This window comes from Ruminiclostridium josui JCM 17888 (assembly GCF_000526495.1).
Taxonomy (GTDB): Bacteria; Bacillota; Clostridia; order Acetivibrionales; family DSM-1351; genus Ruminiclostridium; species Ruminiclostridium josui.
The window spans coordinates 598,276-618,527 of sequence record NZ_JAGE01000002.1 but is presented as its reverse complement, the minus strand read 5'-3'; the positions used below and the strand labels follow the sequence as shown (position 1 = coordinate 618,527).

The 20,252-nt window shown below is 34.1% G+C and carries 17 protein-coding genes, 1 tRNA gene and 1 pseudogene; 13 read left to right on the top strand and 6 right to left on the bottom strand.

Going from position 1 to position 20,252, the window contains the following annotated elements; translation table 11 throughout:
- Positions 1-3: 3 nt before the first annotated feature.
- The 4 genes from rsgA to K412_RS0119030 all read left to right on the top strand — a co-directional run bounded on the left by rsgA (position 4) and on the right by K412_RS0119030 (position 2,518).
- On the top strand, positions 4-921 hold the full coding sequence (rsgA, locus tag K412_RS0119045; protein ID WP_024834559.1) for a ribosome small subunit-dependent GTPase A: 918 nt from the start codon (positions 4-6) through the stop codon (positions 919-921).
- Complete coding sequence (rpe, locus tag K412_RS0119040; protein WP_024834558.1) at positions 918-1,586, top strand: ribulose-phosphate 3-epimerase; 669 nt, start codon at positions 918-920, stop codon at positions 1,584-1,586. Before rsgA ends, rpe begins: the two co-directional genes overlap by 4 nt.
- A 23-nt stretch (positions 1,587-1,609) precedes the next feature.
- Complete coding sequence (locus K412_RS0119035; RefSeq protein ID WP_024834557.1) at positions 1,610-2,245, top strand: thiamine diphosphokinase; 636 nt, start codon at positions 1,610-1,612, stop codon at positions 2,243-2,245.
- A gap of 198 nt (positions 2,246-2,443) precedes the next feature.
- Positions 2,444-2,518: transfer RNA gene (locus K412_RS0119030), tRNA-Ala, on the top strand.
- A gap of 317 nt (positions 2,519-2,835) precedes the next feature.
- Here the strand turns inward: K412_RS0119030 and K412_RS0119020 are convergent.
- Positions 2,836-3,330 (bottom strand): SH3 domain-containing protein, encoded by a 495-nt coding sequence (locus tag K412_RS0119020; protein ID WP_024834556.1) that lies wholly within the window; start codon positions 3,328-3,330, stop codon positions 2,836-2,838.
- Between the two features lie 261 nt (positions 3,331-3,591).
- Here K412_RS0119020 and K412_RS22970 point away from each other — a divergent pair, with 261 nt between their 5' ends.
- From K412_RS22970 to K412_RS0118975, 6 genes are all read left to right on the top strand, one after another.
- Positions 3,592-3,720, top strand: a complete 129-nt coding sequence (locus K412_RS22970; protein WP_278244558.1) for a hypothetical protein — start codon at positions 3,592-3,594, stop codon at positions 3,718-3,720.
- Between the two features lie 236 nt (positions 3,721-3,956).
- Positions 3,957-5,555: a radical SAM protein gene (locus K412_RS0119005; protein ID WP_024834555.1), complete on the top strand. Its 1,599-nt coding sequence runs from the start codon at positions 3,957-3,959 to the stop codon at positions 5,553-5,555.
- 39 nt (positions 5,556-5,594) lie between these two features.
- The gene (locus K412_RS0119000; RefSeq protein WP_024834554.1) at positions 5,595-6,926 is read left to right on the top strand and encodes a M16 family metallopeptidase; all 1,332 of its coding nucleotides are present in this window, start codon (positions 5,595-5,597) and stop codon (positions 6,924-6,926) included.
- Between the two features lie 673 nt (positions 6,927-7,599).
- Positions 7,600-9,165: an arabinan endo-1,5-alpha-L-arabinosidase AbnB gene (locus K412_RS0118985; protein ID WP_024834553.1), complete on the top strand. Its 1,566-nt coding sequence runs from the start codon at positions 7,600-7,602 to the stop codon at positions 9,163-9,165.
- 91 nt (positions 9,166-9,256) lie between these two features.
- Positions 9,257-9,676: a hypothetical protein gene (locus K412_RS0118980; RefSeq protein ID WP_024834552.1), complete on the top strand. Its 420-nt coding sequence runs from the start codon at positions 9,257-9,259 to the stop codon at positions 9,674-9,676.
- A gap of 81 nt (positions 9,677-9,757) precedes the next feature.
- Complete coding sequence (locus K412_RS0118975) at positions 9,758-11,203, top strand: discoidin domain-containing protein (protein WP_024834551.1); 1,446 nt, start codon at positions 9,758-9,760, stop codon at positions 11,201-11,203.
- A gap of 251 nt (positions 11,204-11,454) precedes the next feature.
- On the opposite strand, the pseudogene K412_RS21205 reads toward K412_RS0118975, so the two are convergent.
- The 3 genes and pseudogenes from K412_RS21205 to K412_RS0118960 all read right to left on the bottom strand — a co-directional run bounded on the left by K412_RS21205 (position 11,455) and on the right by K412_RS0118960 (position 13,351).
- Positions 11,455-12,680, bottom strand: a pseudogene (locus K412_RS21205) (IS256 family transposase).
- Positions 12,681-12,816: 136 nt separating this feature from the next.
- Positions 12,817-13,038 (bottom strand): Ig-like domain-containing protein, encoded by a 222-nt coding sequence (locus tag K412_RS0118965; RefSeq protein ID WP_081741833.1) that lies wholly within the window; start codon positions 13,036-13,038, stop codon positions 12,817-12,819.
- Positions 12,998-13,351 (bottom strand): SPRY domain-containing protein, encoded by a 354-nt coding sequence (locus K412_RS0118960; RefSeq protein ID WP_024834549.1) that lies wholly within the window; start codon positions 13,349-13,351, stop codon positions 12,998-13,000. The genes K412_RS0118965 and K412_RS0118960 overlap by 41 nt, the downstream gene beginning before the upstream one ends.
- Before the next feature lie 224 nt (positions 13,352-13,575).
- On the opposite strand from K412_RS0118960, the gene K412_RS0118955 reads away from it, so the two are divergent.
- A complete protein-coding gene (locus K412_RS0118955; RefSeq protein ID WP_024834548.1) occupies positions 13,576-14,520 on the top strand; it encodes a DNA/RNA non-specific endonuclease in 945 nt (314 codons plus the stop codon).
- 15 nt (positions 14,521-14,535) lie between these two features.
- On the opposite strand, the gene K412_RS0118950 is transcribed toward K412_RS0118955, so the two are convergent.
- Together K412_RS0118950 and K412_RS0118945 are read right to left on the bottom strand one after the other, a co-directional pair.
- Positions 14,536-15,447 (bottom strand): GNAT family N-acetyltransferase, encoded by a 912-nt coding sequence (locus K412_RS0118950; RefSeq protein WP_024834547.1) that lies wholly within the window; start codon positions 15,445-15,447, stop codon positions 14,536-14,538.
- Between the two features lie 262 nt (positions 15,448-15,709).
- Entirely contained in the window at positions 15,710-16,540 is an 831-nt protein-coding gene (locus K412_RS0118945; RefSeq protein WP_024834546.1) for an AraC family transcriptional regulator, read from the bottom strand.
- Between the two features lie 151 nt (positions 16,541-16,691).
- Here K412_RS0118945 and K412_RS0118940 point away from each other — a divergent pair, with 151 nt between their 5' ends.
- Complete coding sequence (locus K412_RS0118940; protein WP_024834545.1) at positions 16,692-18,626, top strand: right-handed parallel beta-helix repeat-containing protein; 1,935 nt, start codon at positions 16,692-16,694, stop codon at positions 18,624-18,626.
- A 147-nt stretch (positions 18,627-18,773) separates the two neighbouring features.
- Positions 18,774-20,204, top strand: a complete 1,431-nt coding sequence (locus K412_RS0118935) for a glycosyl hydrolase family 18 protein (protein ID WP_024834544.1) — start codon at positions 18,774-18,776, stop codon at positions 20,202-20,204.
- Positions 20,205-20,252: the final 48 nt, after the last annotated feature.

The window sequence follows — 20,252 nt, the reverse complement described above, 5'->3', positions numbered from 1 at the left end:
AATTTGCCGCTTGGTATAATACTAAAGGGAATTGGTGGTTTTTACTACGTTAAACAAGAAGGAACAGAAGATATTTATGAGTGTAAACCTAGAGGGGTGTTCAGAAAAAATTCTGTTACGCCCCTTCCGGGAGATAAGGTGGGCTTTAGCATTATTGACGAAGCTAAAAAGCTTGGAAATATTGATGAAATACTTCCGCGTAAGTCAGAGCTTATACGCCCGGCTGTTGCCAACGTTGATCAAATAGCCATTGTTGTAGCTGCAAAAGCACCAAACCCGGATTATATGTTACTGGACAAGCTTTTAATTACCGCAGAAATGAAAAACATCAGAGTTATTATATGTATTAACAAAATTGACCTTGATGACGGTAATGCTAAAATTGTAAGAAACGCATATTCTCTGGCAGGTTATGAAATAGTAGAAATAAGTTCTGTCCGAAATGTAGGCTACAAGTTGTTAAAGGAAGAGCTAAAAGGGCATATTACTGTTTTTGCGGGCCAGTCAGGAGTAGGTAAATCAACCATTTTAAATCATATTATGGACTCATGGGTTATGGAAACCGGAAGTGTGAGTAACAAAATAGAACGAGGGAAGCATACTACTCGGCATGCAGAACTTCTTGAACTTAAATATGGCGGTTATGTTGCAGATACTCCCGGATTTAGTTCTTTTGAGATTACAGATATCCCGTATAATGAACTGGAAAGTTATTATCCCGAGTTCCGGCCATATATTAATACCTGCAGGTTTAATTCCTGCAGTCATATAACAGAACCTGGATGCAAGATCATAGAAGCACTAGAACGAAGCGAAATTGACAAAAACAGATATCAAAGATATATTCAATTATACAAAACGTTAAAAGATATTCCACAATATAAAGGGAAAAAGAACGAATCTAGGAGAGTGATAAAATGATTAAAATTGCACCTTCAATTTTATCAGCCGACTTTTCATGTCTTGGCAGTGAAATTGAAAAAATTGATAAAAATGGTGCTGATATTATTCATATCGATGTTATGGATGGACATTTCGTGCCAAATATAACTATCGGACCGGGTGTTGTTAAATGTTTACGTAAATATACAAAAAAACCTTTTGATGTTCATCTGATGGTATCAAATCCCGATGAATATATAGAGAAATTTGCACAAGCAGGTGCTGATATCATAACCGTACATGCTGAAGCTGTAAAACATCTAAATAGAACAATTCAAATGATAAAGAATTGTGGAAAGAAAGCAGGTATTGCTTTGAATCCGGCAACTCCTCTGACTGTATTGGATTATGTATTGCAGGACGTGGATATGGTACTAATAATGACGGTTAATCCTGGCTTCGGAGGCCAATCTTATCTGCCTCACTCTACAAAAAAGATTTCAGACTTAAAAAACATGATGTTAAGAAATGCACTTGAAGTAGATATTGAAGTAGATGGAGGAATTGATGCCAACAATGTAAACATCGTAACAAAAGCAGGTGCCAATGTAATTGTTGCAGGTTCCGCCGTTTTTAAACAAGATGATGTTGGAGCAGCGATAAGGATTTTAAAACTGAATTCTTTTAATAGAAGTGCATTGTAATTCTTATACTGGCCGGAGGTAAAATGAAAGTTGTTTGTGTTTGTAATGGCTCAATCAGTAATTATGACAAAATAAAAAAATACATACTGGCATCAGATTATATAATTTCTGTAGATGGAGGGGCCGGCCACCTAAGGGAAATGGGGGTTAACCCTGATATTCTTATTGGTGACTTTGATTCTGCAAATTCTCAGGATTTGAATTATTATGTAAATAGAGGCATAAATGTATCAAAATTCCCTGTGGAGAAAGACATGACTGATTCCGAGCTTGCTATTGAAAAGGCATTGGAATTGGGAGCCCACGAGGTGGTATTAATAGGGGCTTTGGGTACACGAATTGATCATTCCTTTGCAAATATTATGCTTCTGAAAAAAATGCTAGATATTGGTCTCAGAGGCTCTATTGTAGACGAAAATAACGAAATATATATGTTTAATTCAAGTTTCTGCCTTAGTAAAAAAGAGGGCCGAAAACTCTCCTTGATTCCTATAACAGAAAAGGTTACGGAGGTAAGTACAAGTGGGTTGAAATATCCACTTGTTAACGCAACAATGACTTTAGGCACTTCATGGGGAATTAGTAATGAATTTGAGGAAGAAACCGCTAAAATTACCATCGGAAGCGGAATTTTGCTTGCATGTCTGTCAAGTGATTAATATGCCAATTGTATAGTAAAAATGTGGTTGCCAATAGTAAAAAAACATGTTAATATTTGATTGAGCACGTAATTAGCGTGGGGCATTAGCCCAGATGGGAGCGCAAGCAATCCGGTGTGCATCCCCAAAAGAAAAAGATAATCACAAAATTTTTATAGAATTGGAAAGTCGTATAAATACTAGGCTTTCCATATAGATGGGGGTATAACTCAGTGGGAGAGTGCAACACTGGCAGTGTTGAAGTCGAGGGTTCAAGTCCCTCTATCTCCACCAAAAACTACAAGGCCAAAGTCTTGTGGTTTTTTATTTTAATAAATCGGATACTTGATTATATGCATTACTGAAAAAAGATTATTCTGTTTGGCAAGCAATATTTACAAAACTCATTTACAGATTAAAAATCATGGGCTATGGAGTTAAACCAGTAAATACAAGCGGAATGGAGGAAAATTGGGATACTGAAAATATGTGTAACCAAAGAAGGAAAAGAATTGTGTGATCAATTGTTAGAAGAAGCAACTGAGTATGCTTCAATAATAGCAAAATCAAATAAGCGTCTGGAGGGAGCAGACACTTGTTTGATTAAGTACCTATTTTTTTAAATAACTACTATTTACCCATCCACAAATCCATTCTAAATTTCCACTAGAATTAAAGACATAAGTCCAATCTTTATATGTATACCAAATCTCTACTGTAGAACCTTTTGGTATAGTATACATCCTAGAGTAATTTGTCCCAGGACCTTCTCTTAAATTTAGGTTATCAGTAGTTTTCCGACTGCCTGAGACACGTTTAACCCCAACAGCAGTATATTTTAAGTTAATCCAGCCATCACAAATCCGGCCATCATATATATAGCCCCAATCTCCACTAGTTTTAGAAATTGATACAACTTCTCCAGGTGGTAGCTTACCGACCACTTTTGATGATGTATTCGGTTTCTCTCTAACATTTAAATTGTATCCAGGATCCGTTAAGACAACTCTATAAGTAACGTTAGCAGCAGTTGCTACTTGGGGAATTGCTAAAAAGCAAATACATATTACAGATAAAAATACCTTAAATTTTGATAAATTCTTCATAATTTATCCTCCTAAATATGACAATTTCCCTCTGCAAAATATTAGCATCTGTGATGAAAAATGTCAAATGATTGAATTTGCAAATGCAAAATACAATAAAGGCAATTTAATTCAAAATAGATTAAACGACATGGCAATTCCTCTTGCTATAAATGTAGTAAAAATATTAAAGCACATTAATCAAATTGAGGCTTATTAATTCCCTAATAATTTTGGTTACCGGTAGCATTTACATAAATTAAATGAGAAAGGAGGATGAGCATGAAATTAATAAATCCAGTTGAAAGAGATGTTTCTACATTTAAAACACAGGCTAATTTGCCCTGTAGTTGTACTTGTGTTGGGAGTGTATTAGTTCAAGATGCAAGTAATGGTGCAGGTATGTTTTAGATTATTTAAATGAGATCAAAGACTCGCATTGGAACAAAGCCTTTCATGCGAGTCTTTGCTAATAGTTTTATTTATTTGAATAATTTGAATATATGTTTGAAACCAATAGCCACAGTGTAGTGAGCTGTAAAACATTGGAGACAAAAGTAAGTACTTCGTTGACAAAAAGATATGTAATGCTGTATATTAGCATTAAAGTAATAAATTTACATATACGAGGATGGAGGGAAATATCAGTGAATGTAAAGGAACATATTTCACAAGAAGTTTATAAATACATACAGTACTTTAACAGCTTGAATAAAGGGGAAAAACCATTAGCAAAGTTGTTTAGGACTAGCTCTAATGATTATATTTATGATTCGGGAACTGGTAAGGTTCTGGAATGTAATAAGGTAGAGTATAAAGTCTTGGAAGCTATATTAAAAAATAACATTGAACAAGAATTGTGTAAGCTTCAAGAACAGTTGGGTGAAAAAGAGTTAATTGATGCATGTGAAAATGTGAAATATGCAATAGAAAATGAAAAAATCCTCCAGTTAACTCGTTACAATGAATTTTATTCGCCATTACATTTTGATGATATTGAAAGTAAAATAAACGGTAATTTAAGGCAAATTATATTGGAATTAACTGAACGATGTAATTTACGATGTGGTTATTGCATATATAACCCTGATTATGAGCAAAAAAGAGACTTTGGTCAAAGAGATATGTCTGAAGAAACTATAAGGGCAGCTATTGATTACATTGCAGAGCATGGAAAAAATGAAAAGACTGTAGCGGTTACATTCTATGGCGGAGAGCCTCTTTTAAGATTTGATTTATTGAAGTATAGCATCGATTATTCGAGAGAAGTAATTAAGGATAGGGAAATAACATACTCGTTAACAACCAACTTAACACTTGTAACTAAGGATATAGCAGAATATTTAGCTTCTATTGAAGGATTATCAGTAGTTTGCAGCCTTGATGGCCCTGAAAACATACATGATAGCTATAGAAAAGATATAAATGGAAATGGTAGCTTTAGCAGAGCAATAAGAGGATTAAAAAACATAGTAGAAGCATTTGGTGATTCAGCAGAACACAGACTAAGTCTTAGCATGGTTTTTACCCCTCCATATAGTACAGGAAAATTGACGGAGATTGAAAAGTTTATTGAAGGGCTTGATTGGTTCCCTAAAAAAATGGCAAAGTCAGTTAGCTATCCATCAGAGGGGTCTGTGGCTGATGAGAGACGTTATCATTTTATGGATACAGAGTATGTAGAGTATCAAAATGACTTGTTGGAAATCAAAGCAGACTATACTATGTCCAGATGGTCCAGAGAAAAGTATCTAAATCAAATTTTAAATAATCAAGAAGCAGATTTCTTTACAAAAAAAGGGATAGAAGAAATGCTGCTTAGAATACAGAGAAGAACGTTAGTAGATAAACCAAGTGACAAAATAGGATTTAATGGTAATTGCTTGCCTGGACAAAGAAGATTGTATGTGAATATTGATGGAGATTTTCTGGTATGTGAGAAGGTAGGAGGTGCAATAACCATAGGTAATGTATTTACAGGTATTGATATTGACAGGATTAGATCTGTATATATAGAGCAATATGCAGAGGAGTCATTAAAGTACTGTTCTAAATGTTGGGCAGCCAGAATGTGCGGCATATGCTATTCAAGCTGTTATACAAATGATCAATTGGATATGAAAAAGAAGATTATGACTTGTGAAATTACTCGAAAAAACATATTAGAGGGACTAATCTTATACCACGAGTGCGTTGAAAAAAATCCGGAAAAATTAAAATACCTAAATGATCTGCAGGTATTATAGCACCTTATTACAGACTTTGTATGATGAGAGAATATTGATATGCAAAAATATCTAATGGATAAAAATTTGATTAAAAGGACTCTAGAAAATGGCCTGACGTATTATATTTATCCTAATAACAATCCGATAGGATATGTAACTTTTAGTCTGGCAATTAAGGTGGGTTCGGCAGTAGAAACAGAAGAGCAGTGTGGGATTGCACATTTTATTGAACATATATGTTTGTTCAATTACACTGAATGCTATTCCTCGGGTGACGAGACTCACAATGGCATTATTCCAAATGGATATACGAATTTTGATGAAACTGTATTTAAACTGAAATGCTCTTCAACAGCAAAAAACATTGAAAAATGTATTTTTATTCTTAACGGAATTTTGCAGGGAAATGCAATTAATAAAGAGCATATTGAAAGCGTCCGAAAAGGAATTATAAATGAGTGGTACAATACTGAAGAGACGATTGAGTTCATAAAAAAGCAAAACATTTTACCACATATATTAAATGAGTCTGATTATTGTAGACGAATGCCTATTGGACAAATTGAGAATGTAAGGAATTTTACATATGAGGATTTGGTGAATTTTCACAGAAATTGGTATAAACCCGAGTTAATGGCAATTATAGTTTGTGGAGATATAGACCCTTTGAAAATGGAAGCAATAGTTAATAAAACTTTTAGTACATTACCCAATAATGAAAAACATAATAGATTATACCAGAAAATTTCGGATTATCAGAGTAAGAGATATACTTTAAACACATATGAAAAATTAGATTGTGCAGAAGTTCAAATATACTATATGCAAGAAAGGTATTGTGAAAACACCATCTCAGGATTTAAGCAAAAAATAGTTGAGAATACGGCTAATTATTTGATTGAAAGACGGATAATCAATACCATAAAAGAAGCTGGACTGAAATTAATAAATTTAATATGTATAAAGAATAGATTTTTAAGAAAGTACGCTTTTAGTGTACTTGATATAAAAATAAAGGATAATATACAGGATATATTAGTTGTGGTGCTTCGAGAATTACAGAGATTATACTCTGAAGGATTTACTTTTGATGAGTTCATATACTGCAAGGATTTATTTATACAGAGTATAAATAACAATTATACAAATAGATATATTCTCAGAACTGAAAATTTGATGAAGGAATACATTAATGAATTTCTGTATGATGAACCGGTTTTATCATTGGAGGATGAATATAATATAAGCCTTGGATTTATAAATGAAATGACAATTCTAAATGTGGATTCTTATATAAAAAGATTATTATCTAGTTGTAATACAGCTATTGCTGTAAATGTAGCAAAAAATTATTCAAACACATTAAACATATCAAAGTATACTATCTGAAAATCAAAGTTATGGTGGAAGCATGTATGCAGCATGTGCTTGTCAATGCAGTTACGGCTCCACGAATTATAATTCTAATGATAATCTTGCAAAAGCAGCACGGAGTTAGGGGCTAGATTATTTATTAGCATATGCAACCCAAAGACTCGCAGGGAAGGAAGTCTTTCATGCGAGTCTTTGTTTAACCCTATAGCATTAAAGACAACGCAGCAAATGGAGATAAAGTATTACTCAAATTGAAGTTCAAAGCTATTGATAAAGGTGAAGCAATGATTGATATCACTAACGTACGTATTGCAGATTGACGATGATGATTTAACGGAAGTAGTTGCTCAAATACTGGCTAATGCCAACTATACTGCTAATAAATAATTAAATATTTTTAAGTAAAAGAACTTACCAATGGGTAGGTTCTTTTGCTATATAAGGAGGTTATGGGTGTTATAGCATAATAAACAAAGTAGTATGTGGAATATTTTGTAATAATAGCCATTATATACTTGATTTTTCGCCTTTTTATTATAGAATAAATTTGGAGGGTACTCATAAGTAGTAGGTATTTTAAAGGGGGAGAGCTTTGTGAAAATTAAATTGATATCAAAGAAAATAAGTTTTGCAATGGTGCTTTTTGTTTTATTAGCTAGTATTTTTACATCAACAAATGCATCGTCACTTGAAAAATAATTCGGTAAAATATGGTGATGTAGACGGGGATGGTCAGATCAATGCGATAGATTTTGCACAAATAAAGAAATATTTGCTGGGGAATGTTACCCTAACAGCAGACGCTTTTAAGGCAGCGGATGTAAATGGAGATAGTTTAGTTGATGCAATTGACTTTGCTATATATAAACAGTTTTTATTAGGGATAATATCTGTGTTTCCTGTTGAGAATTTGCCTCAAACTCCAATTATACCTACGTTTAAAGATGTAACAGTGCATGATCCTTCAATTATCAAGACAAATGGAACTTATTATGTTATTGGTTCACATCTAGCTTCTGCAAAAACTAATGACTTAATGCAATGGTATCAAATTTCTTCAAGTGTGAGTAACACAAATCCTTTAATACCGAATGTATTTACAGAATTAAAAGAATCATTTGACTGGGCGCAAACCGATACAATGTGGGCAGGCGATATAATCCAGCTTCAGGATGGGAAATTTTACATGTATTATTGCTTATGTAAAGGTGATTCCCCAAGGTCTACTCTCGGTTTGGCAGTATCTGATAATGTAACAGGTCCTTATAAAAATGCAGGCATTCTATTGAAATCTGGAATGAATGGAATAGGTGAAGCTGGAACAGTTTATAATGCTACGAGAGATCCTAATACTGTTGATCCTCATACATTTTTTGATAAAGACGGAAATCTGTGGATGGTTTATGGATCGTATTCAGGAGGTATCTTCATTATGAAGATGGATCCTAAAACAGGAAAGCCTTATCCAGGTCAAGGCTATGGAAAGAAATTGTTAGGAGGAAATCACAGTAGAATTGAAGCTCCTTATATGCTATATAGTCCTCAATCGGATTATTATTACTTGTTTTTAAGTTTTGGCGGTCTTGATTCTACTGGTGGTTATAATATTAGGGTTGCGCGCTCTAAAAACCCTGATGGCCCTTTTGTAGATGGTAAAGGAAAAAATATGATTGACTGTCAAGGTGCTGCTGGTACAATCTTTGATGATAGGTCTATCGAACCTTATGGTGTTAAAGTTATGGGAAATTTCAAGTTTACTGAAAATGGAGTAGGCTATGTTTCTCCAGGCCATAATTCAGCATATTACGATGCAGAGACAAAAAAGTATTATCTTATTTTCCATACCAGATTTCCTGGTCAGGGAGAATTTCATCAGGTGCGAGTACATCAAATGTTTATAAATGAGGATGGATGGCCTGTTGTTGCACCACATCGCTATGGTGGTGAAACTATTTCAAAATATATTGCAGACGAAGTTTACGGAGACTATGCATTTATTAATCATGGTAATGAAATTAGTTCTGCCATTAAAAACTCTGTAAAAATAACACTAAATAAAGAAGGTACAATTTCTGGTAGTGTAAATGGAAAATGGAAGCTAAGTGACGAGAACATTGAATTAACTGTAAATGGAGTTGATTATTCAGGTGTTGTGCTAAGACAATGGGAGAATAGTCTCAAAAAATTTGTTATGACGTTCAGTGCAATAGCTAAAAATGGCAATGTTGCAATTTGGGGAAGTAAAATTAATTAATCAACTACGTATATATAACTGCGCATGGGATATGAAAATAACTAGATTATGCAGCAATAATGGCGAGTTCTGGAGGAGGAATAGTATTATTATGAAAGATAATTTTTTAACGTTAATTATATTTATTCCAATGATTTTATCAATTTCTATAGGCAGATATCTAAAAAAAAGAATAGAGCCAAACTTACATAACTTACTGAAAAAAATTAGTTTGGTTATAACAGTGATTACAATTCTTTATGCTTTGTTTATTCTGTATTATAAACCAGTCCCACATAGTGAATACGGTTGGAATACTGAAAATAATACACTCCACAAATATTCTACTGGTAAATTCCAGAATATAGCGGTTATAGATAGAGATATCTCAGCTAGTAATTCATCAATCTTATCACCGCAAGTACTCAAAGAAGATGGAACTCTAAAATATAAAAAGGAAACTATAAAGGCTACAGATATTAACTTTAGTAATGGAGTTGGTTCTTTATATAAAAGAGACATTGACATGTAATTATCTATACAATATACTTAAATTATAACGTGGAAAAAAATGTAACTGAAGTACAGTTATTTGTATTTTAGGAGGAATTTTATGCAAAGACTACATATACCTAATTATGCAAATGACAGCTATTATTATAAAACTATAAACTGCGTGGATGCTCCCATGGCTATAGCATCAGGATATTTCGAATATGAGAATTATTTTTATTTTTGTGCGTATTATTCATTACGTCTAATATGGGAAACTAATGTCGAGCGATTTGAATCAATGAACATAAAGCTAAATAAATTAGTTTTAGAATTAGTGACAGTAAATATTACAAATAGAGAGTCACTTCTTAGCACTCTAAAATCTGTTCTAGATGAAAAATATCCTATAGTTTTATATTTTGATTATTTCAGTATGTTCTATTGTGATTTCAATTATAGAAAAGCACATGGACCTCATGGAATTATTATTAATGGCTATAATGAAGAAACATCTACTATTACCATTATGGATTGCTCACATGTTGGTTTTGATAATCCTTTTTATTGCTTAACACTCAAAGAAGAGATTTTCTTAGACATATGGGAAGAAGGAAACAAATACTTCATTGAAAATATCTCTAATTATGCTAATAGATTCTACTATATTAGACCCCGAAATGCTAAAAAAGTTAATTATAGTGATTTTATTTTTTTGAAAGATGTAGTAGATAATAACTATATTGTTGAAAATGATAACTTGATAAGAAACGTAATTCAAAATAAGAACTTTGATATAACCGCTGCCGAACTATATAAAAGGGACCTTGTTGATTCTACACAGAGTATTTTTAAAATATTGGACAGATTATATGATCAATTAGGTGAGGATAGTACAAGCAAAAAAAATTATGAAGATTTTAAAGTGAAATATTCGAATGAAAGGTTAATAGTATTTAATAGTTTTCTTAGAAAAGCTATTAAGAAAAACGTTGATGAAAACTCCATAACTAAATATACCAAAGAAATACAATCCTCTAATAATGATTTTCGTATATTGATTAATGAGTTATACTCACAATATTGTACAACCATGTCTGATGATATTTTAATGCAGTGTGGGGAAGAAAAAGAACTTATAAACTATGCTACTGATGCTTTAGTAACTGCAAGCAGTGAGTTGGACGCATATGGTATATGCTTTAAAGCGGAAAGAGTGATAAACGGTAAATACAATGGGTTTGACACTGATATGTGGATATCAAATGATATAGCAGATCCTCAGTGGTTAATGCTAGACTTAAAGAAAGAGCAATCTATTTCTAAGTTTGTAGTTATACATGACTTTCGTTCAACTGATTTGTACTTGATTGATTATTGCATTCAAGGCAGTAATAATATGACTGATTGGGTAAACCTAGCAAAAATAGAAGGAAATACTAAAGAGCAGACCACAAATTACATAGATGGACAAAAATATAGGTACTATCGTGTTTATATTACTAAACCATCCAAAATAGATAATATGGCTAGAATTTTTGGTATAGAATGTTGGGGATATAAGTAATAACTGGGACTGCAGATAGTTTTGTGTATTAAAATTTAATATTATATTGAAAAATATTGCCAGATTATTCTATTTAATTAGATAAAATCTGGCGAGTGTGTGAAATAATCTCTGTAAATAGCTTTCTATGATAATTTTATTAGAGTTGTGAAGGCCAGATGCTGGCTTTCATAACTTGTCTACAATATAATAGTAAATTAATGGCATGTCAATAGCACCCTTCCAAAAGGGTGTTTTTGATTGTCCTGATTTTATTGCTGAAGCCTGCCCTCATACATGATGGACAACTCACCGTAGACTTTACCCCAGTTACGGAGAGTCATAGTCCACTTCTTGGTTGCCTCAAAGGTTGCTAGATATAGGGCCTTTAAGAGGGCTGTGTCACTTGGAAATACGCTTCTTTGACGATTCAGACGACGATATGTGCTGTTCAGGCTTTCTATAGCATTGGTTGTGTAGATTACCTTGCGAACATCCGTAGAAAACTTGAAAATCGGGCTTAGGATATCCCAGTTCGTAGACCAACTCTTCATGGCGTTAGGATAACGGTCCTGCCACTTGTCCGTAATTTGCATCATACGCTCATATCCGGTCTCCTCTGTAGGGGCATGGTAGATTGTCTTCAGGTCATTAGCAAACTCCTTCTTATCTTTGTCTGCAACATATTTTAGTGTGTTTCTTACCTGATGGACTATGCAGCGTTGATACTCTGTTTCCGGAAAAGCTACAGCAATGGATTCCTTGATGCCACTCAGGCCATCTGCACAAAGTATAAGAATATCCTTGACTCCACGGTTCTTCAGTTCATTTAGGACACTAAGCCAATATTTACTGCTTTCATTTTGGCCTATCTGAATGCTTAACACTTCCTTTTGGCCTTCTTCATTGATTCCAAGAATGATGTATGCAGCCAGCTTCTTGATGACATTGTTGTCCCTAACAGAAAAGTGCACAGCATCTATGAATACAATTGGGTAAACGCTGGATAGTGGACGTTGTTGCCATTCCTCAATTTCTGGAAGCAGTTTGTTTGTGATATCGGATACCATGCCTTCACTAACTTCAAATCCGTAGATTTCTTCGATCTGGTCAGAGATCTGGCGAGTTGTCAAACCTCTTGCATACATAGCAATGATCTTTTGGTCAATGCTTGAGATATCCTTTTGACGCTTCTTCACGATTTGAGGCTCAAAGGAACATTCTCGATCTTGTGGAACGTCAATTTCCATCTTACCATATGTACTTTGTATTGATTTGGATTTTTTCCGTTCCTGTAATTGGTGTTATTGGAACGTTCGTATGGTTCATAGCCTAAATGCTGATCCATCTCGGCTTCCAACATGCTCTGAATGGTACCCCCTAACAAGTCTTTAAGTGCTTCCTGGATGTCTTCTGCAGTCTTGATGTCATACTCTTGAAGTAGGGATGCAATAATGTTCTTTTTTCCTTCGCTCATCGAATTCTTTCTTCTTGCCATAAAAAATAGCCTCCTATGATAATTTGATTTTATCATAGAAAGCTGATTTTACAGACTTTTCTTCACAGGCTCAATCTGGCAATATTTTTAATTTAATAATTTAATAATGATTTTTCTAATCCAAACACCAAAACTCTTAATTTCTTACTCTTATATATATTCTTCCAAGTTCATTACCTTGCTCATCTGTAGCTGTTATATATGTTAAACCTTCATCTACAGCAGTTACTTTACCTTTATTAGATACTGTTGCTATTTCAGAATCATAAGAAGTCCAAGTTGTTTTTGTCGTATTTTTTAAATCTCCGACAGTAAGTCTACATGTATCCCCAACTGCTAAATCCACTGCATTCACCATTGTGTACCCAGCTGGGAGCGATACTTTTATTAGCTATGCCTATTTCACTATAGCCCCTATTATCGACAGTACATTCCCAATACCACTTTCCACTGCTTTTTCCAAGACTTGCTCTAACTCCTGATGATAAACCAGAAATAGTAGCTGTTAAATTGCCATTAGATAGAGTAACACCCCATTCTTTATCCGTTGGATTCCAAGTTACAGGATTTGTAGCTGCATATGTAGTTACTTCAAATGTATTAACTGAAAGTGAAAATATTAGAATAAACAAAGTCACAAAAGATATTACTTTCTTAAACTTAATTTTCATAATAATCTCCTTATTAATTAAATTCAAAGCGCTTTGTTACAAATATTATAGTGATTACCTATTTACATATAATATAAATTTAAGGAATTTTTGACATAAAACGAGTCCACCATAGCCATAAAAATGAATATTTTATTGTTAAAAAAGATATTTTAATATAGTGAAATCTTAATTATATATACCGAAACCTATAAAATAATAATGCAATTAAAGGAGAAACTACTTTGAGAAAACACATAATTGCTTATTTTCTTATAATAGCGTTATTAACAGGTTGTACTGTACAGAATGCTCCTGAGCAGATTAATTCAACTTCGACTTTAACAGAAAATAGTACTGCTATAAAATCCGCAATACCCAGTGAAAATCAAAGAAAATTACCAAGCAAGACTACTGCTCAAGCGCCAAGTAAACCAACTCAATCGTCTCCATCTAAAGGAAAGTACAAGGAAATTAAAGTTGATGGAGGTGATACCACCGGAACCAGAAAACCCATGGTGGTAGTCGATGTTGGATATGGCAGCAGAGAATACTGGGCCTATACCAATGAATACGGACAATTAATCAGGGTTACGGCTAAAAAAATTGTTCTTCAGAATCCAAAAACGGAGCCAGTGTTGAATAATGGTCGCTACTATAATGATGAAGCAAAGGTTCCTGGTACTGAGAGGAAAGATTTGGATGAGGGGCATGTTATTGCAGACTCCTTGGGTGGTGTCTCCAACGCCTACAATATAACACCCCAGGACAGTACCTTAAACCGCTACGGCGATCAGGCATATATGGAAAAGAATATCAGAGACGCAGGTGGTTGCACCAATTTTGAAGCTATAATTACTTATCCCAATACAAAAACTCAAATTCCCAGCCATTATCATTACACCTATACATTAAAGGGAAATGTTATAACTGAAGATTTTGATAATGTGAATCCTGATAAAGTAAATAAGTCTTTAATTGAAAAAACTTCAGAAAAACCAAAGACTACTACACCTAAAACGTCTACTTCTGACAAGAACCATAACCTTGATGCTATAGATAAAAATCATAACGGTAAGGTATCCATCGCTGAAGCAAAAGCAGCTGGTATTAAGCTGCCAATCACAAAGGAGCACTGGTTGTATAAATATATGGATGACCGTGATGGAGATGGTATGGTGGGGGAATAGAAGGATTTATATTTATTATCTTTGTAATTCAAAAAAGAACCTTGCGTATTCTGCCACATGACCTAATTTACCGTATAGATGAATAGTCTTGTCATATGAGCCACCAATAAAAGCTGTATTTATATTGTGTTCATATAGTTTTCTCATGCAGGCTTTAAGAACCATTTGTGCATACCCTTTATTATAAAAGTCTGAATGTGTGCAAACCCTTTCTATTTCGGCTGTGTTGTTTTCATAATCAATAAAGGCTTCACAGCCGGATATATGTCTTCCTTCATTATTTACTAATACAAAGTCAAAATTAGGATTATAAATAGGACTTCGCCTTGTATATTCTCTAATTTGCAAATCTATTTCACGGCTGTAAGGCTTTGGCCAAGCATTAGTCCTTAGATTAGCCTGCTCTTCATAATCACCATTTTGAAACATGCTTTGAAATGAAACCGATGAATCTTCAATAGTAAAATCCTTGTAAGACCTTGTATTAAAGACTCTTGTCATCTCAATACAATTATTTCTTTTATATCCTGCATCTTCAAGAAATTTAATATATTCTGTTTGGTTTTCTATTACTTGAGTAACTAATTTATCGTATTTATTTCCCCATTCTGTTTTAACCCAATTAAGTAATTCCGGATATAAATGTAAATATTCCTTTCTCAATAAAATGGAAAATTCAGTATTAAATTCTTCCGAAATTACAAATCCAATAAGGTTATGAAAATAATCAAACCATAGATGGGCAGCTTTATTGAAATTATCTGGAAAGTGCCTTTTAAAATTTGAAAGGTTATATTTCCAATCAACAATTCGCCCAATATGCCAGTCAAAAAATTCCTTCCTAATTGAATTTTCTTGAATAATAAATTTGCATAAATTTTCAAAATCATTACTTTCATATATAAAATTTCGATGATATGTTTTCATGGTGTACCTCCACATAAATATATACTTACTTCTATAGAATAATTATAAACATTGGGAAAACAGAAAATATATAAAAAACGGGTAGTATTTGTATTTACATAAAAAGCTTGTCATATTACATTTTAGCTCCATGCAATTAATCGCCATTGCTTATATTGCAGTCTTTTAATTTAGGCATACTTAACCTCCATTCCATTGAAGACTAATTTATCTCATGATAACAATTTATGGGAATAGAGTCAATAAGAGTATCTATGACCAACTAAAGAGTTTTAGAAATATTTGCTGCCTCCTGGGATTTCCTGAATTCTCTAGGACTAACAAGATAAACTTTACTAAAGGCCCTATTGAATGTTCGGATACTTTGGAAACCACAATCATAGGCAATTTGTGTAATATTTTTATTAGTATTTAAAAGCATGTTCCTTGCCCAACTTACACGAATACCATTTATGTAATCGCTGAAGCTTACGTTTATTTTATCTGAAAACACTCTGGATAAATGATATTTTCCAACGCCTAAAGCTCTAGACATGTCATTGAGTGAAATAGGCTGCATATAATTCTCGTTAATATAATTAATAATATCAAAAATTATATCAAAGTAGTTCACGTCGGTGTTGGCAATGAGTTCTACTTGCTGAAGCAGCCTTGAAATAATTATCTGTATATACGCTTTACAAATAGGAGTACAAACAGGATTACTTCGAGCATGGTTATATTCCTCAAAGAGTGTATTTATAGCATATGGAACATCCTTATGCAGATTTACACTAGAAATAAAAGGTTCTTTTGGGTGAAATTTCAAAAGAGTATTTATAAAATCACCTGCAAGGGCCAGATTAAGTATTACTACGATACAATTCATGTTTTCTTGATTGGTTGGAGTACGGTAGCTATGTACGCTATTAGGAAAAGAGATGGAGAGGTCTCCTTTTTTCAATAGCCCAGTGCAACCATTGACTGTTATTTCAATTTCTCCATCCTCCACGTACAGCAGTTCAAACTGAGCATGAAGATGGGGTAGAAAATCAAGCCCGTTTTCTCTAAAGACAAGTAAATCCTCAACTCTGTTTTCATAAAAAGGAATCAATGTTTTACCCTCACACACTGCAATATTTGGCCAAAAATTTATTCTATATGTCAAGTATTATAAATTGTTCTATGCTAAAATTCAATTGTAAAAATGAAATTAACTATTCTAACCAAATTCTAAAAACCGGCATTACAAGGAGGAAGGTAAAATGAAAAAAGAATTTCATGTTGCGGTAACCGGATGTGATTTAGCAGAGGGTACCAAAGAACATCCTTTCAGAACTATTTCAAAAGCTGCAAATGTGGCTGAAGCAGGAGACAAAATAATTGTTCACGAAGGCGTGTACCGTGAATGGGTAAAGCCAGAGCATAGCGGATACAGCAATCTAAGCAGAATTGTATACGAAGCTGCCGAGGGTGAAAAGGTTATTATTAAAGGTTCAGAGAGAATCCAGAGCTGGGAAAAGGTTGAGGGTACAGTATGGAAAGCTGTTCTTCCAAATTCTTTTTTTGGTGATTACAATCCATACAAAGAAATTCTCAGCGGTGACTGGTTAATATATAAGCCGGGAGTTTATCGGCATCCAGGAGATGTCTATTTAAACGGAGTTTCATTTTACGAGGCTGATTCCTTGGATGAAGTTAAAAACCCTGTTGAGAGAACCGGGGTTGTAGATATTCCTTGGACTCAAAAATTTGAAAAAATTCTGCATCCTGAACAAACAATTTATCGTTGGTTCAGTGAAGTAGACGAAGAGAAAACAACTATTTATGCTAACTTTCATGGTGCAGATCCAAATAAAGAGCTTGTTGAAATCAATGTAAGAAAATGCTGCTTCTATCCAGTTAAATCAGGTATGAATTATATTACTGTAAGAGGGTTTGAGATGGCTCAGGCTGCATGTCCATGGACACCGCCTACAGCAGATCAACCCGGTCTGTTAGGTGCAAATTGGAGCAAGGGCTGGATTATAGAAAACAATATAATTCACGATGCTAAGTGCAGTGCCATCAGTATAGGAAAAGAAGCTTCAACGGGACACAATCTATGTTCCAGAAGACATCAGAAGCCGGGTTATCAGTACCAGATGGAAGCTGTTTTCCGTGCACTGAAGATAGGTTGGAGCAAGGAAAAGATAGGCTCCCATATAATTCGAAACAATGTAATTTATGATTGCGGTCAAAACGGAATTGTAGGACATATGGGTGGAGTTTTTAGTGAAATATACAACAACCATATTTATAATATTGCAGTTAAGCATGAGTTTTTCGGCTACGAGATTGCAGGTATTAAGCTTCATGCGGCAATTGACGTTAAAATTCATCATAACCGCATTCATAACTGTACTCTTGGTACTTGGCTTGACTGGCAGGCGCAAGGTGTTCGAGTGAGTAATAATCTGTATTACAACAATGACCGTGATTTGATGGTAGAGGTTAGTCATGGCCCATACTTAGTGGATAACAATATTTTTGCTTCCGATTATTCCTTTGATAATTTCTCACAGGGGGGAGCATATGTAAATAATCTTTGCTGTGGTAAACTTCATTTAACAAAAGTCCTTGACAGATCTACTCCGTACCACTTCCCGCATACTACTGAGGTAGCCGGTACAGCTGTGGTTTACGGTGGAGATGACCGTTTTTACAATAATATCTTTGTTGGCGGAGAAGGCATTGAAAACAGTGGAACAGCAGGATATAATCCTAATACTGCTTCATATGAAGAATATGTTTCTAGTATCATTAGCCACGGAGTAGGCGACCTTGAAGTATTTATGTTAACTGAGCAACCTGTATACATTTCATCAAATGCCTATTTAAACGGAGCTGAAGGTTTTAATCGTGAAAAGAACAGTTATACTAACAAGGACTTTAATCCAAATGTAAAAATTGTTGAAGAAGGTAATGAAGTTTATCTGGAAATGAATATAGAAAATGATATGCTTGAAATACCAACTCAAATTGTTTCTACAGAAACCCTTGGTACCGTGCGTATTGTTGATGCCATTTTTGATGATCCAAATGGAAATCCTATAGTAATTGACACCGACTATACAGGAACTTCCAGAAACGCTAAGCCTGTTGTAGGGCCTATTGAAGGATTGAAATCCGGATTCAATCGCATTAAAGTTTGGGGTTAGTTTATAAAGTTAACTTATAAAGTCTGGGAATTAAATATAATCCCAGGCTTATTTATGTGCAAAAAAAGTCAAATAAATTCTAATAAAATACAAAATTTGGATATTATGATATAATTTAATTAAAAGCCTAAGAAAGGGGAAATGTAAATGAAGCTGAAATTAACGGCATTTTCGTTAATTGCATCACTAATGCTTAGTTGTATAGGCATTATTTCAAATGTTGCCGCAAATGAACAATCATACAGAAATGTGGCATATTTTACTTCATGGAGCGGCTATCAGAGAGCCGTAGAGGTGGGAGATATTAATCCTTCCTTGTTGACACATATTAACTTTGCTTTTGCCAATTTATCTGCTGATGGAACTATTACGGTTGGAGATCCGTGGATTGATACCCAAAAGCCATATGGAGATGACACATGGGAAACAGAACTAAGGGGGCATTTTGGACAACTGATAAAATTGAAACAGCAACATCCTCATATTAAGACAATTATATCAGTAGGAGGATGGACGTGGTCAAAGAATTTCTCTGATGTAGCGGCTTCAGATTCTCTGAGAAAGGCATGTGCACAGTCCGCAGTAGATTTTGTTGTAAAATACGATTTTGACGGTGTAGATCTTGACTGGGAATATCCCGTTCAAGGTGGTGATAATATACCTCACCGTGCAGACGACGGCGATAACTATATTCTACTGCTTAAAGAGATTAGAACTGCACTGGATGCACAGGGAGAAAAAGACGGAAAAAAATATCTGCTAAGTATTGCAGGAGCGGCAGATGCTAAATTCATAGCTAATTGTAAAGTTGCAGAAATGATGAAGTATCTGGATTACATAAATGTCATGACTTATGATTATCATGGTACATGGGATAAAATAACCAATCACAATACTCCGCTGTATGCAGAGCCAGGTAATCTCTGTGTATCAACAACCATTGAGAATTATATTGCCGCAGGAGTAAAACCCACTGATTTAAATCTGGGTCTTGCTTTCTCCGGAAAAGGTTGGGTTAACGTAAATGATCCTAATGGCTCAGGCCTTTTTAAAAGTGGAGAAGCCCCATCCTCTGCAGGTTACGGAAGTGGTACATATGAAGCTGCTGTATTTGATTATTGGGATATTGTAGAAAATTATATAGATAAAAATAGTTATGTTCGCTATTGGGATGATGTTGCAAAAGTACCTTATTTATATAACGGAAGTACATTTATTACATACGAGGATGAAGAATCCATTAGTTATAAGATAGATTACATAAAGAAAATGGCTCTCGGTGGTGCAATGTTCTGGGAATTCTCCTATGATAAAAATTTAGTACTTCAGAATGTCATTGCTCGTAATCTCAATATAAATAAGGCCCCAGAAGTAATCCTATACTATGGAGACGTTAACGAGGATGGTGTACTAGATGCTATTGACTTTGCAATGCTCAAGTCATTTCTTTTAGGTAAAGGTACTTTACAGAATATAGCTATTGCTGATGTTAATAATGATGGTAATGTTGATGCAATTGACCTTACAAACCTGAAAATGATTTTATTGGAAAAGATTACTCCAAAGCCATTTTTATAGTAAGATTGTATGATAAAAAGAATGCTGTCTCATGCGGGATATATACCA

Excerpts from the sequence above, each read along its gene's own strand:
- K412_RS0119020 (WP_024834556.1), bottom strand. The coding sequence starts at position 3,330 with ATGAAGAATTTATCAAAATTTAAGGTATTTTTATCTGTAATATGTATT.
- K412_RS0118940 (WP_024834545.1), top strand. The coding sequence starts at position 16,692 with ATGAAAAAAGAATTTCATGTTGCGGTAACCGGATGTGATTTAGCAGAG.
- K412_RS0119035 (WP_024834557.1), top strand. The coding sequence starts at position 1,610 with ATGAAAGTTGTTTGTGTTTGTAATGGCTCAATCAGTAATTATGACAAA.
- K412_RS0118950 (WP_024834547.1), bottom strand. The coding sequence starts at position 15,447 with ATGAAAACATATCATCGAAATTTTATATATGAAAGTAATGATTTTGAA.
- K412_RS0119000 (WP_024834554.1), top strand. The coding sequence starts at position 5,595 with ATGCAAAAATATCTAATGGATAAAAATTTGATTAAAAGGACTCTAGAA.
- K412_RS22970 (WP_278244558.1), top strand. The coding sequence starts at position 3,592 with ATGAAATTAATAAATCCAGTTGAAAGAGATGTTTCTACATTTAAAACA.
- K412_RS0118980 (WP_024834552.1), top strand. The coding sequence starts at position 9,257 with ATGAAAGATAATTTTTTAACGTTAATTATATTTATTCCAATGATTTTA.
- K412_RS0118975 (WP_024834551.1), top strand. The coding sequence starts at position 9,758 with ATGCAAAGACTACATATACCTAATTATGCAAATGACAGCTATTATTAT.
- rpe (WP_024834558.1), top strand. The coding sequence starts at position 918 with ATGATTAAAATTGCACCTTCAATTTTATCAGCCGACTTTTCATGTCTT.
- K412_RS0118960 (WP_024834549.1), bottom strand. The coding sequence starts at position 13,351 with ATGAAAATTAAGTTTAAGAAAGTAATATCTTTTGTGACTTTGTTTATT.
- K412_RS0118935 (WP_024834544.1), top strand. The coding sequence starts at position 18,774 with ATGAAGCTGAAATTAACGGCATTTTCGTTAATTGCATCACTAATGCTT.
- K412_RS0118965 (WP_081741833.1), bottom strand. The coding sequence starts at position 13,038 with ATGGTGAATGCAGTGGATTTAGCAGTTGGGGATACATGTAGACTTACT.